This is a genomic window from Cupriavidus sp. L7L (assembly GCF_004353535.1).
GTDB classification, from domain to species: Bacteria; Pseudomonadota; Gammaproteobacteria; order Burkholderiales; family Burkholderiaceae; genus Cupriavidus; species Cupriavidus oxalaticus_A.
The window spans coordinates 801486-819882 of record NZ_SMNY01000009.1 but is presented as its reverse complement, the minus strand read 5'-3'; the positions used below and the strand labels follow the sequence as shown (position 1 = coordinate 819882).

17 protein-coding genes are annotated in these 18397 nt (G+C 63.8%); all 17 read right to left on the bottom strand.

Annotated elements, in window-relative coordinates; genetic code table 11:
* The 17 genes from cyoA to nuoF all read right to left on the bottom strand — a co-directional run bounded on the left by cyoA (position 1) and on the right by nuoF (position 18396).
* A complete protein-coding gene (gene cyoA, locus E1J61_RS11690; RefSeq protein WP_133094177.1) occupies positions 1 to 963 on the bottom strand; it encodes a ubiquinol oxidase subunit II in 963 nt (320 codons plus the stop codon).
* 641 nt (positions 964 to 1604) lie between these two features.
* The gene (locus tag E1J61_RS11685; protein ID WP_116317541.1) at positions 1605 to 2081 is read right to left on the bottom strand and encodes a MaoC family dehydratase; all 477 of its coding nucleotides are present in this window, start codon (positions 2079 to 2081) and stop codon (positions 1605 to 1607) included.
* 36 nt (positions 2082 to 2117) lie between these two features.
* The gene (locus E1J61_RS11680; RefSeq protein WP_133094176.1) at positions 2118 to 2561 is read right to left on the bottom strand and encodes a MaoC family dehydratase; all 444 of its coding nucleotides are present in this window, start codon (positions 2559 to 2561) and stop codon (positions 2118 to 2120) included.
* Between the two features lie 176 nt (positions 2562 to 2737).
* Positions 2738 to 3856: an acyl-CoA dehydrogenase family protein gene (locus tag E1J61_RS11675; RefSeq protein WP_133094175.1), complete on the bottom strand. Its 1119-nt coding sequence runs from the start codon at positions 3854 to 3856 to the stop codon at positions 2738 to 2740.
* A gap of 22 nt (positions 3857 to 3878) precedes the next feature.
* Entirely contained in the window at positions 3879 to 5081 is a 1203-nt protein-coding gene (locus E1J61_RS11670) for an acyl-CoA dehydrogenase family protein (protein WP_133094174.1), read from the bottom strand.
* 97 nt (positions 5082 to 5178) lie between these two features.
* Positions 5179 to 5634, bottom strand: a complete 456-nt coding sequence (locus tag E1J61_RS11665; protein WP_133094173.1) for a DUF1178 family protein — start codon at positions 5632 to 5634, stop codon at positions 5179 to 5181.
* Positions 5635 to 5804: 170 nt separating this feature from the next.
* Positions 5805 to 6440 (bottom strand): NUDIX domain-containing protein, encoded by a 636-nt coding sequence (locus E1J61_RS11660; protein ID WP_207951199.1) that lies wholly within the window; start codon positions 6438 to 6440, stop codon positions 5805 to 5807.
* Positions 6441 to 6483: 43 nt separating this feature from the next.
* Positions 6484 to 6792, bottom strand: a complete 309-nt coding sequence (locus E1J61_RS11655) for a DUF2818 family protein (RefSeq protein WP_133094172.1) — start codon at positions 6790 to 6792, stop codon at positions 6484 to 6486.
* A 13-nt stretch (positions 6793 to 6805) separates the two neighbouring features.
* A complete protein-coding gene (gene nuoN, locus E1J61_RS11650) occupies positions 6806 to 8281 on the bottom strand; it encodes an NADH-quinone oxidoreductase subunit NuoN (protein ID WP_133094171.1) in 1476 nt (491 codons plus the stop codon).
* Between the two features lie 18 nt (positions 8282 to 8299).
* Positions 8300 to 9766, bottom strand: coding sequence for an NADH-quinone oxidoreductase subunit M (locus E1J61_RS11645; protein WP_133094170.1), 1467 nt, complete (start codon positions 9764 to 9766; stop codon positions 8300 to 8302).
* Positions 9767 to 9793: 27 nt separating this feature from the next.
* Positions 9794 to 11881 (bottom strand): NADH-quinone oxidoreductase subunit L, encoded by a 2088-nt coding sequence (gene nuoL / locus E1J61_RS11640; protein ID WP_133094169.1) that lies wholly within the window; start codon positions 11879 to 11881, stop codon positions 9794 to 9796.
* 58 nt (positions 11882 to 11939) lie between these two features.
* Complete coding sequence (gene nuoK, locus E1J61_RS11635; protein ID WP_029044763.1) at positions 11940 to 12245, bottom strand: NADH-quinone oxidoreductase subunit NuoK; 306 nt, start codon at positions 12243 to 12245, stop codon at positions 11940 to 11942.
* A 16-nt stretch (positions 12246 to 12261) separates the two neighbouring features.
* Entirely contained in the window at positions 12262 to 12906 is a 645-nt protein-coding gene (locus E1J61_RS11630) for an NADH-quinone oxidoreductase subunit J (RefSeq protein ID WP_133094168.1), read from the bottom strand.
* A gap of 175 nt (positions 12907 to 13081) precedes the next feature.
* Positions 13082 to 13573: an NADH-quinone oxidoreductase subunit NuoI gene (gene nuoI, locus E1J61_RS11625; protein ID WP_042884667.1), complete on the bottom strand. Its 492-nt coding sequence runs from the start codon at positions 13571 to 13573 to the stop codon at positions 13082 to 13084.
* A gap of 62 nt (positions 13574 to 13635) precedes the next feature.
* On the bottom strand, positions 13636 to 14700 hold the full coding sequence (gene nuoH, locus E1J61_RS11620) for an NADH-quinone oxidoreductase subunit NuoH (protein ID WP_133094167.1): 1065 nt from the start codon (positions 14698 to 14700) through the stop codon (positions 13636 to 13638).
* A 21-nt stretch (positions 14701 to 14721) separates the two neighbouring features.
* Complete coding sequence (gene nuoG / locus E1J61_RS11615; protein ID WP_133094166.1) at positions 14722 to 17088, bottom strand: NADH-quinone oxidoreductase subunit NuoG; 2367 nt, start codon at positions 17086 to 17088, stop codon at positions 14722 to 14724.
* A 12-nt stretch (positions 17089 to 17100) separates the two neighbouring features.
* Positions 17101 to 18396, bottom strand: coding sequence for an NADH-quinone oxidoreductase subunit NuoF (gene nuoF, locus E1J61_RS11610; protein ID WP_133094165.1), 1296 nt, complete (start codon positions 18394 to 18396; stop codon positions 17101 to 17103).
* Position 18397 lies beyond the last annotated feature (1 nt).

Here is an 18397-nt window from a genome sequence, read left to right as displayed (position 1 = left end):
TTACGCGCCCGCCGGCAGCTTGGCCGGCGTGGTCATCGACAGCTGCTCTTCACCGAGGGTATTGCGCGACGTGCAGATCGGGCCGCCCTTGAAACCCTTGTCGGCAACCGCAGTGCCGCTGTGGTCCATGTACTTGTGCAGGATGTTGTGGAAGAGCTGGTCTTCCACCTTGCCGTAGTACGTGACCGGCTCCCTCTCGCTGGGCTGTGCCAGCGTCTTGTAGCCTTCAACGCCCAGTTCGGTCGACGAGGCGCGGACCTTGGCGACCCACTCGTCGAACTCGTAGTTCGACATGGCGACCGCCTTGAACTTCATGCCCGAGAAGCCGCCGCCGCTGTAGTTGGCGGACACGCCGTCATACGAGCCGGCATGGTTGGCGATCAGGTGCAGCTTGGTCTCCATCCCTGCCATGGCATACACCTGGCTGCCCAGTTGCGGGATGAAGAACGAATTCATGATCGAATCCGAGGTGATCTTGAAGTTCACCGGGGTGTCGACCGGGAACGCGATCTGGTTGACGGTCGCGATCTTCAGTTCCGGATAGATGAACAGCCACTTCCAGTTCAGCGCCACCACCTCGACGGTGACCGGCTTCTTGTTCGATTCCAGCGGCTTGTACGGGTCCAGGTCGTGCGAGGACTTCCAGGTGATGATGCCCAGCGCGATGATGATCAGGCACGGGATCAGCCACACCACCACTTCGATCGCGGTCGAGTGCGACCAGTCCGGCTCGTAGCGCGCCTTGGTATTGGACGCGCGGTACTTCCAGGCGAACACCAGCGTGAGCACGATCACCGGCACCACCACCAGCAGCATGAGCCAGGTGGCGATCAGGATGATGTTCTTGATATCGACGCCAACCTGCCCTTTCGGGTCGAGCAGCGTCATGTTGCAGCCGGCCAGCAGGAGCAGGCCGAGGCAGGGCAGGAACCGCGTCCAACGCGGCAGTATTGGTTTCTTCATGTCACGACTGGTTTGGTTACACCGCGCTTTGGGCAAAAGCGTGGCTAAACCGCCTGATGCTCGCGCAAGAGGCGTGGGGCTATGGGAAAACCGGAAGGACGTGTCCTTAGCTGGCGTTGCGGTCGGGCGGCGAATCTAACGCCGGAGGACCATGCGGCCTTGCAACGCCATGAACACGGAAGGACAACTGACTGCGCGCGCTGCAGGCCCTGTGGGACCTTGCCGGCGCTGCGGCACCTGGTGGCCGAAACCGCGAACGGTCCCGGCTCAGTACAGCGGCCGGGTAGCGTTGGAATACGAGGTTTTTGCACTTCCCGACGGACTTGCCTTCAGCAACCTGGTGGCAAGCGCGGTTTTCGGCCGGGGAGCGCAACACGTAAAACATCGTGGGCGCGAATGTACCGCAACGCAACATTGAGGGTAAACCCAACGCCACAGAACACAGAGTTCAGATAAACGGACAATCATGTGCTGTCGCCGCATCGCAGCATTTGATTGCCGTCAAGATCACAATTTCGCCTATAAATATGCACAAAGCCGCGCATTGACGCGGCTTTGTGGGTGCGACGTTTTCGTGTGGCATATTGTCGCAGTGCGTCAGAACCTTTGTCGCAGCTCAACGCCACACGGCCGTTTGCCGATCATCCGTAGCGGCGGGAAATCGACTCCGCGACACATACCGGACGCTCGCTGCCCTCGCGCTCGATCGTCACCTCCCAGGTGGACTGGGCACCCGCCAGCTCCGGCGACTTGGGCAGCGGATCGAGCCGTTCGACCTTCAGCAGCTTGATTCGTGCCCGTAATTTGCTGCCCACCGGCACGGGCGCGGTGAAGCGCACGCGGTTCAGGCCATAGTTGACGCCGATCTTCGACGGCATGTGCAGCGCGTTGTGCATGAACTTGGGCAGCAGCGACAGCGTCAGGAAGCCATGGGCGATCGGGGCGCCATAGGGCGACTCCTTCTTGGCGCGCTCCACGTCGACGTGGATCCACTGGTGGTCGCCGGTAGCCTCGGCAAACTGGTTGACCTGCTGCTGGGTCACCTCCATCCAGTCGCTGACCGCGACTTCCTGCCCTTGCAGGCCTTCCAGCTCTTCCAGCGTTGCGATGGTACGCATTTCGGTTGTCTCCTCGATGGGTGGGTGGATGTGTCGTTATGCGGGGCGGCGGCCGTACATGCCCATGCCCTTGACGGTGCAGACCAGTTCGCCGCGCTGGTTGGTGGCTTCCCACTGGGTATGCACGATGCCGCGGTCCGGCTTCGACTGCGAGGCTCGCGTGTCCAGCACGTTGAGCACCACGGTCAGCGTGTCGCCGGCATAGACCGGCTTGATCCAGCGGATCTCGTCCACGCCGGGCGAGCCCATGCTGGCCGACTTGCCGGTGGTGCTCAGCACCAGCAGGCGCATCATGATCGAGCAGGTCATCCAGCCGCTCGAGATCAGCCCCCCGTAGATGCTCTTGGCAGCCGCTTCCTTGTCGATATGGAACGGCTGCGGGTCGTACTGGCGGGCAAAGGCGAGGAGTTCTTCCTCGGTGACGACGTAGGAGCCCAGTTCGCGGCGGCTGCCGACCTCAAAGTCCTCGAAATACAGCATTGCTTGTCTCTCCGTAATTGTTAGCCTGGGATGGCGACGGCCTTGTCCCGACGATGATCGCATGCATGCCAGGGCTCAGCGTCCGTATTTGCCGAACCCGTCCCTAACAGCGCGCAAAGAAAAAAACCGCGCCTGGGAATACGGCGCGGTTTTGACTGGCATGGCAGACGAGAGGATCAGGCTGCTTCCTGGAACCCCGGCTGGGCGGCAAACCGGCCCAGGTGGTGATCCACGTCACCGAAGGTGGTGTTGATCAGCGTCAGGCGCTTGAACATGTGCGCGGCCGGCAGTTCGTTGGTCACGCCCATGCCCCCGTGGATCTGCACCGCTTCCTGGCCGACCGTGCGCGCTGCCTGCCCCACGCGCGCCTTGGCGGCGGAAACGTAGCGGCGGCGCTCTTCCGGCGTGGCCTCTTCAAAACGGGCGGCGGCCAGCAGCGTGATCGAACGCGACTGCTCGGCATGGATGAACATCTCGACCATGCGATGCTGCAGCGCCTGGAAGCGTGCGATCGGCTGGCCGAACTGCTGGCGCGTCTTGGCGTATTCCAGCGTGGCTGCGTTGAGCGTGTCCATCACGCCCACGGCCTCGGCGCACAGCAGCACCGCGGCATAGTCGGCCACCTGCTCGACCAGCGCGAAGCCCTTGCCGGCCTCGCCCAGCAGTTGCGCCGGCGCGTCCTGGAACGTGATGTCGGCCGCGCGCAGGTTGTCGATGGTGCGATAGTCCTTGATGCTGACACCGGCGCCCTTGGCATCCACCAGGAACAGCGAGATGCCATCCTGGTCGGCATCGCCGCCGCTGCTGCGCGCCGACACGATCAGCTTGTCGGCCTGGCCGCCGTGCAGCACCACGGTCTTGCGGCCGTTGAGCTTGCCGTCGCGGGCTGTAACGCGCACGTTGTTCAGCTCATAGCGCGCCTGCGGCTCGTTGAAGGCCACGGCCAGCTTCAGCTCGCCGCCGGCGACCCGCTCCAGCAGCGCGTCCTGGCCGCCGGCCAGGCCCAGTGCGTAGGCACCCACCACGGTGGCCAGGTACGGCTCGACCACCAGGCCACGGCCCAGCTCCTGCTGGACCACCATCATGTCGAGCGCCTTGCCCGAGAAGCCACCCTGCGCTTCCGGCACCGGCAGCGCGGTCAGGCCGAGCTCGACCAGCGAGCCCCACGCGGATTCGCCGTAGCCGGCGGCGCTTTCGTAGTTCTTCTTGCGGTCCTCGAAACCGTAGTCCTTCTCGACAAAACGGCGGACGGCGTCGGCCAGTTGCTTCTGTTCGTCGCTGAGATTGAAGTTCATGTTACCTATCTCCTTCCTGTCCTCACAGCCCCAGAATCATCTGGCTGATGATGTTCTTCTGAATTTCGTTGGACCCGCCGTAGATGGAGGTCTTGCGATAGTTGAAGTAGTACGCGGACAGCGGCGCGGCGTCGTCGTAGCCGGTCACCGCATGCTCGGTCTCGCACTCCAGGTAGGCCGTGTCGAACGGCTGGGCGTACGGGCCGACGGCCTCGACCATCAACTCGGTCAGCAGCTGCTGGATCTCGGTGCCCTTGATCTTGAGCATCGACGCCTCGGGACCGGGGCCCTTGCCGGCGGCTTCGCTCGACACCACGCGCAGCACCGTGATCTCCAGCGCCATCAGTTCGATTTCCAGCGCGGCCACCTTGGCGCCGAACACCGGATCCTCCAGCAGCGGCTTGCCGTTCTTCTGCTGCTGGCGCGCCACGCGCTTCAGGAAGCCCAGCTCGCGCTTGGAGTTGCCCACGCGGGCAATGCCGGTACGCTCATGGCCGAGCAGGTACTTGGCGTAGGTCCAGCCCTTGTTCTCTTCGCCGACGCGGTTCTCGACCGGCACCTTGACGTTGTCGAAGAAGACCTCGTTCACTTCATGCTCTTCGTCCAGCATGATGATCGGGCGCACGGTGATGCCCGGGGTTTTCATGTCGATCAGCAGGAACGAGATGCCTTCCTGCTTCTTGGCTTCCGGATCGGTGCGGACCAGGCAGAAGATCATGTCGGCGTGCTGGCCGAGCGTGGTCCAGGTCTTCTGGCCGTTGACGATGTAGTGCTTGCCGTCGGAGGTCAGTTCAGCGCGGGTCTTCACCGAGGCCAGGTCCGAACCCGAGCCCGGCTCCGAATAGCCCTGGCACCACCAGTCGGTGCAGTCCAGGATGCGCGGCAGGTAGTACGACTTCTGCTGCTCGTTGCCGTACTTCATGATCACGGGCGCAACCATGGCCACGCCGAACGGCAGCACGCCGGGCGCGCCGACGCGGGCATTCTCTTCGTCCCAGATATGGCGCTGGGTGGCGTTCCAGCCGGTGCCGCCGAATTGGACGGGCCAGTGCGGCGCCGACCAGCCCTTGCCGGCGAGGATCTTGTGCCAGCGCACCAGGTCGTCGCGGTTCGGACGGCGGTGGTTGAGAATCTTGCTGCGGATGTCCGCCGGCAAGTTGGCTTCGAGCCAGCTACGCACTTCCTCGCGGAAGGCGTTGTCGGACGCCGAGTAGTTGAGATCCATGCCCGTCTCCATGATGGTGCCGGCATCGTCTCAGGCTGCCGGCGGTTTGTTCTGCCTTGCGCGTCATGCGCCGACAGCAACGGGCACAGGACGCAATTCAGTGAGCCGTCTGCTTCAGCGCATCCGGCACGATAAGCGGGAAAGTCTCGATGCCCTCCTCGGCCAGCGCCTGCACTTCCTCCGGCGAAGCCGAGCCGCGGATTCCGCGTTCCGGAGCTTCATCGTAGTGCATGCGCCTCGCCTCCTCGGCAAAGCGGTCGCCAACGTCCTCGGTCTGGGCCAGCACCTGCTTCACTGCCTTCATGTACAGCGCTTGCAGTGCCGCCGGTGCCGCGGCGGTTGCCGCTGGCTGCGCCGGCTTGCCAGCCGCCTTCGGCGCGGTCGCGCCTGACAGGTTCAGGCGCGGCGCGCTGGGCAGCCGCGTCACGGCATGGTCGCCACAGACCGGGCATTGGACGAGGTCGCGCGCGATTTGCGACTGCGCTTCTTCCTCCGAGGCAAACCAGCCCTCGAAACGATGGTCATGCGCGCAGCGCAGGTCGAGCACCTTCATGATCTTTCCAGCCCGTCAAAAGCTATATTATCCGCGAATCGAAATTTTGTGAACGGTCGTGCTAAATTTTTTCGAACGACCGTTCGTAGAACGAACATGCAGTGTTCAGCACATACGTTTATCGCCCCACAACCAGCTTAGCGCAGTGCGCGCCCCGCTGCCGGAGCGAGTCAGCCCGGCACCGTTTGCTCGCCCGGCTGCCACGCGCCGGAAACGATTTTCTCCAGCCAGAACGCGCCGATGATGGTCTTCACATCGCTGATGCGGCCGCTGCGCACCCAGTCGATCACCTGTCCCACCGGCGCGATGAACGTCTCCAGGAACTCGCCATCGTCCAGCTGCGCCTCGCCGTGCGTCAGGTCGCGCGCCAGGAAGATGTCGATGAATTCGGTCGAGTAAGAGATGACCGGGTGGATGCGCGTCAGGTAGTCCCAGCGCCGGGCCGTATAGCCGGTCTCTTCCTGCAGCTCGCGCTCGCCGCAGCGTTGCGCGCCCTCTTGCGGGTCGAGCTTGCCGGCCGGGAATTCCAGCATGACTTCGCCGACCGGATAGCGGAACTGCCGTTCCATCAGGACGGTGCCATCGTCGAACAACGGGATCATCATCACCGCGCCCGGATGCACGATGTACTCGCGCCCGGTCTGCTTGCCATCGGGCAGGCGGACGATGTCTTGCTTCAGGGTGAGGAATTTGCCGCGATGGACCGTGGCCGAGGCGACGCAGACTTCCTTCAGTGCGTCGTCGTTCGCGGTGTGGCCGGCGGGGTCGGCGAGAGACTGGGTGCCGCGTTGGATCTTGTCGGTCATGAACGCTCCGGATCAGGCAGGCCCGGCGCCGACAAGACCGGCTTCAGGCCGTGCGGTGTTTGACGAGGTATTGCCAGGTGAAGCCCGGAAAGGCAAACACCAGCATCATGCAGGCGGTGATGGCGTAGAACTGCCAGCCCTGCGGGAAGGCATTGCCGAGGCTGGCCTCGACCGCGAAACCGGCGGCACCGGCCACCGCGTACCAGACGATCAGCTCCAGCAGGCGCAGCCACAGCGGCTTGCGCGCCCACCGGAGCGGGATCGCCATGAACAGGCGCTGGTTCACAAACGGCAGGTTTGCACTGATCAGTGCCAGCAGTATGACAAACCAGCCGCTTGCGGATGCGCTCATGGACGTTGGCCGATCAGGAGCCCAGGGTCGAGCGGATGGCCTGGTAGCACAGGTTCATCAGCGCGGCCGGGAAGAAGCCCAGCACGATCACGGCGGCGCCGTTCAGCGTCAGCATCGAGCGCAGGCCGGCGGTCGCTTCCAGCTGCTCTTCGCCAGCCGGCTCATCGAAGTACATCAGCTTGACGATGCGCAGGTAGTAGAACGCGCCGATCAGCGAGAACATCACCGCCACCACGGCCAGCCAGCTCATGCCAGCCTTGATTACCGCGTCCAGCACGGCCAGCTTGGCGTAGAAGCCCACGGTCGGCGGGATGCCGGCCAGCGAGAACATCATCACCAGCATCAGGAAGGCGAACCACGGGTTGCGGCGCGACATGCCCTTCAGGTCTTCCAGCGTCTCGGCCTCGAAGCCCTTGGTGGTGCGCAGCAGGATGATGCCGAAGGTGCCCAGCGTGGTCAGCAGGTAGGTCACCGAATAGAACATCGCCGAGCTGTACGCATCGGCGGCGCCGTCAGCCTTGTTGGCCACCACGCCCGACAGCAGGCCCAGCAGCACGAAGCCCATGTGCGAAATGGTCGAGTACGCCAGCATCCGCTTCAGGTTGGACTGGACGATGGCGGTCAGGTTGCCGATCGCCAGCGACACGATCGACAGCACCACCAGCATCATCTGCCAGTCATTGGCCAGCGGCAGCAGGCCTTCCACCAGCACGCGGATAAACAGCGCGAACGCGGCAACCTTCGGGCCGCCCGCGATCAGCAGCGTCACCGCGGTCGGCGAACCCTGGTAGATGTCCGGAATCCACATGTGGAACGGCGCGGCACCCAGCTTGAACGACAGGCCGGCGACGATGAACACCACGCCGAATGCCAGCATCGTGGTATTGACGCGGCCCGACTCGACCACGCGGAACACCTCGCCCAGGTTCAGCGAACCGGTGGCGCCGTACATCATCGAGATGCCGTACAGCAGGAAGCCCGAAGCCAGCGCGCCCAGCACGAAATACTTCATGGCCGATTCCGAGGTCACGCGCGATTCACGGCGCAGCGCCACCAGCGCGTACGACGACAGCGACAGCAGTTCCAGGCCCAGGTACAGGGTCAGGAAGTTGTTGCCGGTGATCATCACGATCTGGCCGCCGAGCGTGAACAGCGCGAGCTGGTAGAACTCGCCGGCGAACATGTTGCGATCGGCCAGGTAGCTGCGCGTATAGACCAGCGTGACAAACAGGCCGGCGGCGCAGAACGCCGACAGCACGTTGGCCATCGGGTCGATCACCACCAGGTTGGAGAACGCGTAGTGCGTCTCGCCGCTGGCGGCGTTCAGGCCGAACCATACGGTCAGTACCAGGGTGGTCAGCAGCGACAGCGGATAAGCCACGCTCTGCTTGCCCCTGCCGCGTGCAAGGTCGATCCAGTTGACCGCGCCAATGGCGATCGCCAGGAAGATAATCGGCGCCACGGGGGCGAGTGTCGAGGACGGTTGCATAATGATTTCTCTCCCCGATTACAGCTTGGACTGCGCCGCGTGCTGCAGCAGGTTGACCACGGACGGGTGCATCACATCGGTAAAGGGCTTCGGGTGCAGGCCCATGTACAGCGTCATGATGGCCAGCAGGCCGAGCATGACGAACTCACGCTTGTTCAGGTCGACCAGCTCGCGCACGTGCTGGTGCACGACGTCGCCGAAGATCACGCGCTTGACCATCCACAGCGAATAGGCAGCGCCGAAGATCAGGGCGGTGGCAGCCAGCAGGCCGATCCAGAAGTTGAACTTGACGGCGCCCAGGATCACCATGAATTCACCGACGAAGCCCGAGGTAGCCGGCAGGCCGCAGTTGGCCATCGCGAAGAACACAGACAGCGCGGCGAACTTCGGCATGGTGTTCACCACGCCGCCGTAGTCGGCGATCTGGCGCGAGTGCACGCGGTCATACAGCACGCCGATGCAAAGGAACATGGCGCCCGAGATAAAGCCGTGCGAGATCATCTGGATGATGCCGCCTTCGACGCCGATATCGCTGAAGATGAAGAAGCCCAGCGTGACGAAGCCCATGTGGGCGATCGACGAGTACGCCACCAGTTTCTTCATGTCGGCCTGCACCAGCGCCACCAGGCCGATGTAGATCACGGCGATCAGCGAGATCGTGATGATGAACGGGGCCAGGTAGTGGCTCGCGTCAGGCGCGATCGGCAGCGAGAACCGCAGGAAGCCGTAGGCGCCCAGCTTCAGCATGATGGCGGCCAGCACCACCGAACCGCCGGTCGGCGCTTCCACGTGGGCATCGGGCAGCCAGGTGTGCACCGGCCACATCGGCACCTTGACCGCGAAGGCGACGAAGAAGGCAATGAAGATCGCGATCTGCTCGTTCATCGACAGCTTGGCCTGGTGCCATTGCAGGATGTCGAACGTGCCGGTCTTGTTGTACAGGTACAGCAGCGCGACCAGGGTCAGCAGCGAGCCCAGCAGCGTGTACAGGAAGAACTTGAAGGCCGCGTATACACGGTTCGCGCCGCCCCAGACGCCGATGATGATGTACATCGGGATCAGCGTGGCTTCGAAGAACACGTAGAACAGCATGCCGTCGAGCGCGCAGAACACGCCGACCATCAGGCCGGACAGGATCAGGAACGAGGCCATGTACTCGGCCACGCGCTCGGTGATCACTTCCCAGGCCGAGATCACCACGATCACCGTGATGAATGCGGTCAGCACCACGAACCACATCGAGATACCGTCGACGCCCAGCAGGTAATGGATGTTGAAGCGCTCGATCCAGTTCGCCTTTTCGATGAACTGCATCGCGGCGCTGGCGCGGTCGAAGTGGAATACCAGCGGCAGCGTCACGACGAAGCTGGCGATCGAGCCGAACAGCGACATCCACCGCACGAAGCCCGGGCTGCGGTCCGAGCCGAAGGCCAGGATCAGCAGGCCGAAAAAGACAGGCAGCCAGATTGAGAAAGACAGAACCATTTCTATGTTTTCCTTACTTGGTGCCTATCACTTGGTGCCGATCACACCGGTGACCGTCAGCGTCAGCAGCACCAGCATGCCGACGATCATCGCAAATGCGTAGTGGTAGATATAGCCCGACTGCAGGTAGCGGCTGGCCGAAGCGAACGAAGCCACCACGCGCGCCGCGCCGTTGACGAACAGGCCGTCGATCACGCTCTGGTCGCCGCCCTTCCACAGGCCGGTACCGAGCAGGCGTGCGCCGCGGGCGAACACGGCCTGGTTGATGGCGTCCATGTAGTACTTGTTGTCGAGCAGCTTGTACAGGCCCGAGAAGCGGTTCGCGATAGCCTCGGGGATATCCGGGCGCTTCATGTAGAAGAACCACGACAGCACGACACCGGCAATGGCCAGCCACAGCACGGGCGTGGTCAGCGAGTGCAGCGCCATCGGCACCCAGCCGTGGAAGGCTTCCTTCAGCTCGGCCATGGCGTGGTGGTTCTCGCCGACGAAGATCACGTCCTTGAACGCGACGCCCATCTTGAAGAAGTTGCCGAACAGCATCGGCTCGATCGCGATGGCACCGATGATCACCGACGGAATCGCCAGCAGCACCAGCGGCAGCGTCACCACCCACGGCGACTCGTGCGGCTTCTCGCCGGCGGACAGGCCATGGTGGTGGTCGAGCGAGACTTCCTCGTCCTCGTGGTCGCCCTCATGGTGCTGGTGCGCATGGTTCTGGCCCCAGCGCTCCTTGCCGTGGAAGACCAGGAAGTACATGCGGAACGAGTAGAACGCGGTCACAAACACGCCGGCCAGGACGGCGTAGTAGGCAAAGCCCGAACCGGCGATATGCGACTCGGCCACGGCCTCGATGATCGAGTCCTTGGAGTAGAAGCCCGCGAAGAACGGCGTGCCGATCAGCGCCAGCGAACCCACCAGCGAGGTGATCCAGGTGATCGGCATGTACTTGCGCAGGCCGCCCATGTTGCGGATGTCCTGGTCGTGGTGCATGCCGATGATGACCGAGCCCGCGCCCAGGAACAGCAGCGCCTTGAAGAAGGCGTGGGTCATCAGGTGGAACACGGCCACCGAGTAGGCCGACGCACCCAGCGCCACGGTCATGTAGCCCAGCTGCGACAGCGTCGAGTAAGCGACCACGCGCTTGATGTCGTTCTGGATGATGCCCAGGAAGCCCATGAACAGCGCGGTGATGGCGCCGATCACCAGCACGAACGACAGCGCGGCGTCCGACAGCTCGAACAGCGGCGACATGCGCGCGACCATGAAGATGCCGGCCGTCACCATCGTTGCCGCGTGGATCAGTGCGGAAATCGGGGTCGGGCCTTCCATCGAGTCAGGCAGCCAGACGTGCAGCGGGAACTGCGCCGACTTGCCCATCGCGCCGATGAACAGGCAGATGCACGCGACGGTGATCATCATCCAGTCGGTGCCCGGGAAAACCACGGTAGCCAGCTGGTCACGCGCGGCGAATACTTCGGTGTAGTTCATGCTGCCGCTGTAGGCCAGCAGCAGGCCGATGCCCAGGATAAAGCCGAAGTCACCGACACGGTTGACCAGGAACGCCTTCAGGTTGGCGAAGATCGCGGTCGGGCGCGTGTACCAGAAGCCGATCAGCAGGTACGACACCAGGCCCACCGCTTCCCAGCCAAAGAACAGCTGCAGGAAGTTGTTGCTCATCACCAGCATCAGCATCGAGAAGGTGAAGAGCGAGATGTAGGCAAAGAAGCGGTTGTAGCCGGGATCTCCGTCCATGTAGCCGACGGTGTAGATATGCACCATCAGCGAGACGAAGGTCACCACGACCATCATCATCGCGGTCAGCGAGTCGACCAGGAAGCCGACCTCCATCTTCAGGTCGCCGATGGCCATCCACTCGTACACGGTGCCGTTGTAGCCGGCGCCGTTCATCACGTCGAGCAGCACCATCACCGACAGCACGAAGGAAATGGCCACGCCCAGGATGGTCGAGGTGTGGGCCACGATCCGGCCGCCGCGCGACTCCGAGGAAAACAGGCCAAAGAACTTGGTACCGAACAGGCCGGCGATCGCTGAGCCGGCTAGCGGCGCCAGCGCGATCGCGAGCAGCAGGTTGGGGTTGAGCGTGGTTGCCATAGGACGCTTATTGGTGTGCGGTCGGTGAGTCTTGGTTATCTGCGTAGTGCGGCACGGATCAGTACTTCAGGGTGTCCATGTCGTCCACGTTGATCGTATCCAGGTTGCGGAACAGCACGACCAGGATTGCCAGACCGATTGCCGACTCGGCGGCGGCCACCGTAAGGATGAAGAAAACGAAAACCTGACCAGCCAGGTCGCCCAGGTAATGCGAGAAGGCGACGAAGTTGATGTTCACCGCAAGCAGCATCAGTTCGATCGCCATCAGCAGCACGATCACGTTCTTGCGGTTCAGGAAGATGCCGACGATGCTGATCGCAAACAGGATCGCACCGAGCACGAGGAAGTGGGCGAGAGAGAGCACAGCGTTTCTCCGGGCTTTAGTTCTTATTGGCGGCAGCCGCGGCTTCCGTCTGCGGGTTCTGGACATCGGCCTGCATCGGCACCAGGCGCACGCGCTCGTCGCGGCGGGTACGCAGCTGCGCCGACACGTCCTGGGCCTTGGTGTCCTTGCGGCGGCGCAGGGTCAGCGCCACGGCGGCGATGATGGCCACCAGCAGGATGATGCCGGCCACTTCGAAGGCGTAGATGTAGTCGGTGTAGATCAGCTTGCCGAGCGCGGCGCTGTTCGAGTAGCCCGGCTCCTGCGAACCGCTGGCGACCACCGGCGTGGTGGTGCCGATGAAGTTGCGCACCAGCACGATCGCCATCTCGGCGATGATCAGCGCGCCCACCACCGAGGCCATCGGCACGTAGGTCCAGAAATCGCGGCGCAGGTGCTCGATGTCGATATCGATCATCATCACCACGAACAGGAACAGCACCATCACCGCGCCGACATAGACCAGCACCAGCAGGATGGCGAGGAATTCCGCCTTGAGCAGCATCCAGATCGCGGCTGCCGTGAAGAACGACAGCACGAGGAACAGTGCGGAATGCACCGGGTTCTTCGCAGTGATGACTTTCAGTGCGGAGAGCACCAGCACCAGCGCAAAGACATAGAAGATGGTGGTCGTGAGTTCCATGGTTCCTATCGGATCCTCTCAGGGCCGTCCGGCACAAGCCTTCCCCTTCGGGTGGCCCGCTCCTGCGGCATCCTTGCTTTGGCCCCTCACATTGGAGGGACCGTATTCAAATTCGGTGGCAGAAGCAGCCAGGTCTGTTACTGGTGGCCACCCTGCCGTTTGGCGCATGCGCCGGTCAGCGATACTTGGCGTCGGCAGCCTTGGCCGCCGCGATCTGCGGCTCGTAGCGGTCGCCCACTGCCAGCAGCATGTCCTTGGTGAAATACAGGTCGCCGCGCTTCTCGCCGTGGTACTCCAGGATCTGCGTTTCCACGATGGCGTCGACCGGGCAGGCCTCTTCGCAGAAACCGCAGAAGATGCACTTGGTCAGGTCGATGTCGTAGCGGGTGGTACGGCGCGTGCCGTCGTTGCGCACGTCCGACTCGATGGTGATGGCCAGCGCCGGGCACACCGCTTCACACAGCTTGCAGGCAATGCAGCGCTCTTCGCCGTTCGGATAGCGGCGCAGCGCGTGCAGGCCACGGAAGCGCGGCGAGATCGGCGTTTTCTCTTCCGGGAACTGGACAGTGATCTTGCGCGCGAAGAGATAGCGGCCGGTCACGGCCATGCCCTTGAAGAGTTCCTTCAGGAGCAGGCTGTTGAAGAAGTCCTTGATGGCGAGCAGCATGACGATTGCTTCCTAGTGTTTCCAAACGGTGCGTGCCGCGGCACGCACTGTCCTTTGGCCGTTCAATGCCAGATGTTCCAGGGCGACTTGATCCAGATCGCCACGATGATCAGCCACGCCACCGTCAGGGGGATGAACACCTTCCAGCCCAGGCGCATGATCTGGTCATAGCGGTAGCGCGGGAACGAGGCGCGGAGCCAGATAAAGACCGACAGCAGCAGGAAAACCTTGATCAGCAGCCAGAAGAAGCCGGGGATCGCGTTGGTGACCACGCTCGAGAACGGAGGTGCCCAGCCGCCCAGGAACATCAACGAGGTCATCGCCGAGATGATGATCATGTTGATGTATTCGGCCAGGAAGAACAGCGCGAAGCCCATGCCCGAATATTCGATCATGTGGCCGGCCACGATCTCCGACTCGCCTTCCACCACGTCGAACGGGTGGCGGTTGGTTTCGGCCACGCCCGAGATGAAGTAGACACCGAACATCGGCAGCAGCGGCAGCCAGTTCCACGACAGGATGTTGATGCCCATGTCGGCGAAGTAGCCGGTGTTCTGGCCGTTGACGATGGCCGACAGGTTCAGGCTGCCGGCAACCATCAGCACCGTCACCAGCGCGAAGCCCATGGCGATTTCATACGACACCATCTGTGCCGCGGCACGCATGGCGCCGATAAAGGCGTACTTGGAGTTCGAGGCCCAGCCGGCCAGGATCACGCCGTAGACGCCGACCGAGCTGATCGCCATCACGTACAGCAGGCCGGCGTTGACGTCCGCCATCACCACATCGGCCTGGAACGGAATCACGGCCCAGACCGCGACGGCAGGCATCAGCACCATCAGCGGCGCGATCAGGTACATGCCGCGGCTGACCTGCGTCGGCATCATGACTTCCTTGAGCAGCAGCTTCAGCACGTCGGCGATCGGCTGCAGCAGGCCGAGCGGGCCGACGCGGTTCGGGCCCAGACGCACGTGCATCCAGCCGATCAGCTTGCGCTCCCACAGGATCAGGTAAGCCACGCACAGCAGCAGGGGCACCACGATCAGCACGGCGCGGATCAGGATCCACAGCGGCGTCCAGTACGCGCCCAGTACGCCCTGCCCTTGCGAGGTAATCCAGTCAATCATGTCTTCTTCTCGCTCTTGTTCTTACGCCGTGGCCACGGCGCCGGCTTTGGCCGGTGCCAGGTCGATGGCCTTCTCTACGGTGACCGTGCCGAACATGCCGCCCAGGCCCATGGCCGCCGGCGTTGCCGCCGGCACGCGCACGGTGTTGGCCGGCAGCGTGGCTTCGAGCACGGCCGGCAGCACCACGCTGCCCTGCCCTTGCGTGACGCGGACCGGGTCGCCCGACTGGATGCCCAGGCGCGCAAACAGGTCGGCCGGCAGCGCGATCTGCATGGCGCGGCGCGCGGCAGCGGTCAGCTGCAGCGAGTCGGCGCGGCGCACGATCGGGTCGGCGTGGTAGATCGGCACGTCGGCGATGCGTTCGATGCCGTTGGCGGCAGCGGCGGCAACGCGGATCGGCGCGTCGGTGGCATTGTCCAGCTGTGCCTCGACCGGGGCCGACAGCACTTCGGCACGGACCGACTCGGCGGTTTCGTAGTCGAAGCCGGCAACGTCCAGCAGGTTGCCCAGCACGCGCAGCACCTTCCAGCCCGGACGCGACTCGCCCAGTGCGCGAACCACGCCGTTGAAGCTCTGTGCCTTGCCTTCGCAGTTGACGAAGGTGCCCGAAGTTTCGGTGAACGGCGCTACCGGCAGGATCACGTCGGCGTACTGCATGGCAGCTTCCGAACGGAACGGCGACAGCACCACCACCGTGTTGGCCTGCGACAGTGCAGCCAGGGCCTTGCCCGGATCGGCGGTGTCGAATTCCGGCTCGGTGTTCAGCAGGATGTAGGCCTTGCGCGGCGTGTCCAGCATTGCCTGCGCGTTGGCGCCGCCTTGCTTCGGCAGCGCGCCTGCGACGTAGCCGCCGACGGTGTTGGCCGCTTCGGTCAGGAAGCCCAGCGTCGCACCGGTTTCGGTGGCGATCCACTGTGCCAGCGCATGCAGCGCCGAGAACTGCGGATGACGCACGGCCTCGTTGCCGAGGAACACGGCACGGCGCTCGCCCTGCAGCAGCGCTTCCGCCACCTTGGCGGCGGTGTCGCCACCATCGAAACCATCGGTGCCGGCCGGGGCGGCGACGCCCTTGGCGGCGGCCACGGCACGGGCCACGCCGGCGAGCGCGGCAGTCCAGCCGGACGGGGCCACGTCGATGCGGGTCGCCGGCATCAGCAGGTCTTCACCGCCGGCACCCAGCACGGCCACGCGGGCGCCCTTCTTGGTCGCCTGGCGCAGGCGCGAAGCCAGCAGCGGATGATCCTTGCGCAGCGACGAGCCGATTACCAGCACGCGTTGCAGCGCGGTGACGTCAGCCACCGGCAGGCCGAGCCACGGCGCGCCCTTCAGCGCGGCCGAGAAGTCGGACTGGCGCAGGCGGAAGTCGACGTTGTCGCTGCCCAGGCCACGCACCAGCTTGCCCAGCAGGAACAGTTCTTCCAGCGTGCTGTGCGGGCTGGCCAGCGCGGCGATCTGGTCGGCGCCATGCTCGCGCTTGATGCCAGCCAGGCCATTGGCCACGTATTCCAGCGCGGTCTGCCAGTCGGTTTCCATCCATTCGCCGCCCTGCTTCAGCAGCGGGCGGGTCAGGCGGTCGGCACTGTTCAGGCCTTCATACGAGAAGCGGTCCTTGTCAGAGATCCAGCACTCGTTGATGTCTTCGTTTTCCAGCGGCAGCACGCGCATCACGCGCTGGTTCTTGGTCTGCACCACCAGGTTCGCGCCCAGGCCGTCGTGCGGCGAAACCGACTTGCGGCGGGCCAGTTCCCAGGTGCGGGCCGAGTAGCGGAACGGCTTGCTGGTCAGCGCGCCGACCGGGCACAGGTCGATCATGTTGCCCGACAGTTCCGAGTCAACCGTCTTGCCGACGAAGGTGGTGATCTCCGAGTGCTCGCCGCGGTTGAGCATGCCCAGTTCCATCACGCCGGCCACTTCCTGGCCGAAGCGCACGCAGCGGGTGCAGTGGATGCAGCGGGTCATCTCCTCCATGGAGATCAGCGGGCCCACGTTCTTGTGGAACACCACGCGCTTCTCTTCCTTGTAGCGCGACTCCGAGGCACCGTAGCCCACGGCCAGGTCCTGCAGCTGGCACTCGCCGCCCTGATCGCAGATCGGGCAATCCAGCGGGTGGTTGATCAGCAGGAATTCCATCACGGACTTCTGCGCCTTGACTGCCTTCTCCGAATTGGTGAAGACCTTCATGCCGGGGGTCACCGGCGTGGCGCAGGCAGGCAGCGCCTTCGGGGCCTTCTCGACCTCGACCAGGCACATGCGGCAGTTGGCCGCGATGGACAGTTTGCGGTGGTAGCAGAAGTGCGGGATGTAGGTGCCCAGCTTGCGGGCCGCTTCCATCACCAGGCTGCCCTCAGCAACCTCAACCTTCTTGCCGTCGATCTCTAGTTCAACCATGTTCTGCCACGCTTAGATGTAGGCCGGAACCATGCACTGCTTGTGTTCGACGTGATATTCGAACTCTTTCCAGTAGTGCTTGAGCATGCCGCGGACCGGCATCGCCGCGGCATCGCCGAGCGCGCAGATGGTGCGGCCCATGATGTTTTCCGCGACGTTGTTGAGCAGGTCCAGGTCTTCCTGGCGCCCTTCTCCGTGTTCGATGCGATTGACCATGCGATACAGCCAGCCGGTGCCTTCGCGGCACGGCGTGCACTGCCCGCACGATTCCTCAAAATAGAAGTACGACAGGCGCAGCAGCGAGCGGACCATGCAGCGCGTCTCGTCCATCACGATCACCGCGCCCGAGCCCAGCATCGAGCCGGCCTTGGCGATCGAGTCGTAGTCCATGTCGGACGCCATCATCAGGTCGCCCGGCACCACCGGCGCGGACGAACCGCCCGGGATCACCGCCTTGATGCGCTTGCCGCCGCGCATGCCGCCGGCGAGCTCCAGCAGCTTGGCGAACGGCGTGCCCAGCGGGATCTCGTAGTTGCCGGGACGCTCGACATCGCCGGAGACCGAGAAGATCTTGGTGCCGCCGTTGTTCGGCTTGCCCAGCTTCAGGTAGTTCTCGGGACCGACGGCCAGCAGGAACGGCACCGCGGCGAAGGTCTCGGTGTTGTTGATGGTGGTCGGCTTGCCATACAGGCCGAAGCTGGCCGGGAACGGCGGCTTGAAGCGCGGCTGGCCCTTCTTGCCTTCCAGCGATTCCAGCAGCGCGGTTTCCTCGCCGCAGATGTAGGCGCCATAGCCGTGGTGGGCGTGCAGCTGGAAGCTGAAGCCCGAGCCCAGGATGTTGTCGCCCAGGAAGCCGGCAGCACGCGCCTCTTCGAGGGCTTCCTCGAAGATCTTGTACTCGTTCCAGATCTCGCCGTGGATGTAGTTGTAGCCCACGGTGATGCCCATCGCGTACGCGCCGATGGCCATGCCCTCGATCAGCGAATGCGGGTTGTAGCGGATGATGTCGCGATCCTTGAACGTGCCAGGCTCGCCTTCATCGGTGTTGCAGACCAGGTACTTCTGGCCCGGGAACGTGCGCGGCATGAAGCTCCACTTCAGGCCGGTCGGGAAGCCCGCGCCGCCGCGGCCACGCAGGCCCGAGACCTTGACGTCGGCGATCACCTGCTCGGGCGGGATCTTTTCGGTCAGGATGCGCTTCAGTTGCTGGTAGCCGCCACGCTTGACGTAGTCTTCCAGGTGCCAATTCTTGCCGTCCAGGCCGGCCAGGATCAGCGGCTGGATATGGCGGTCGTGCAGACTGGTCATG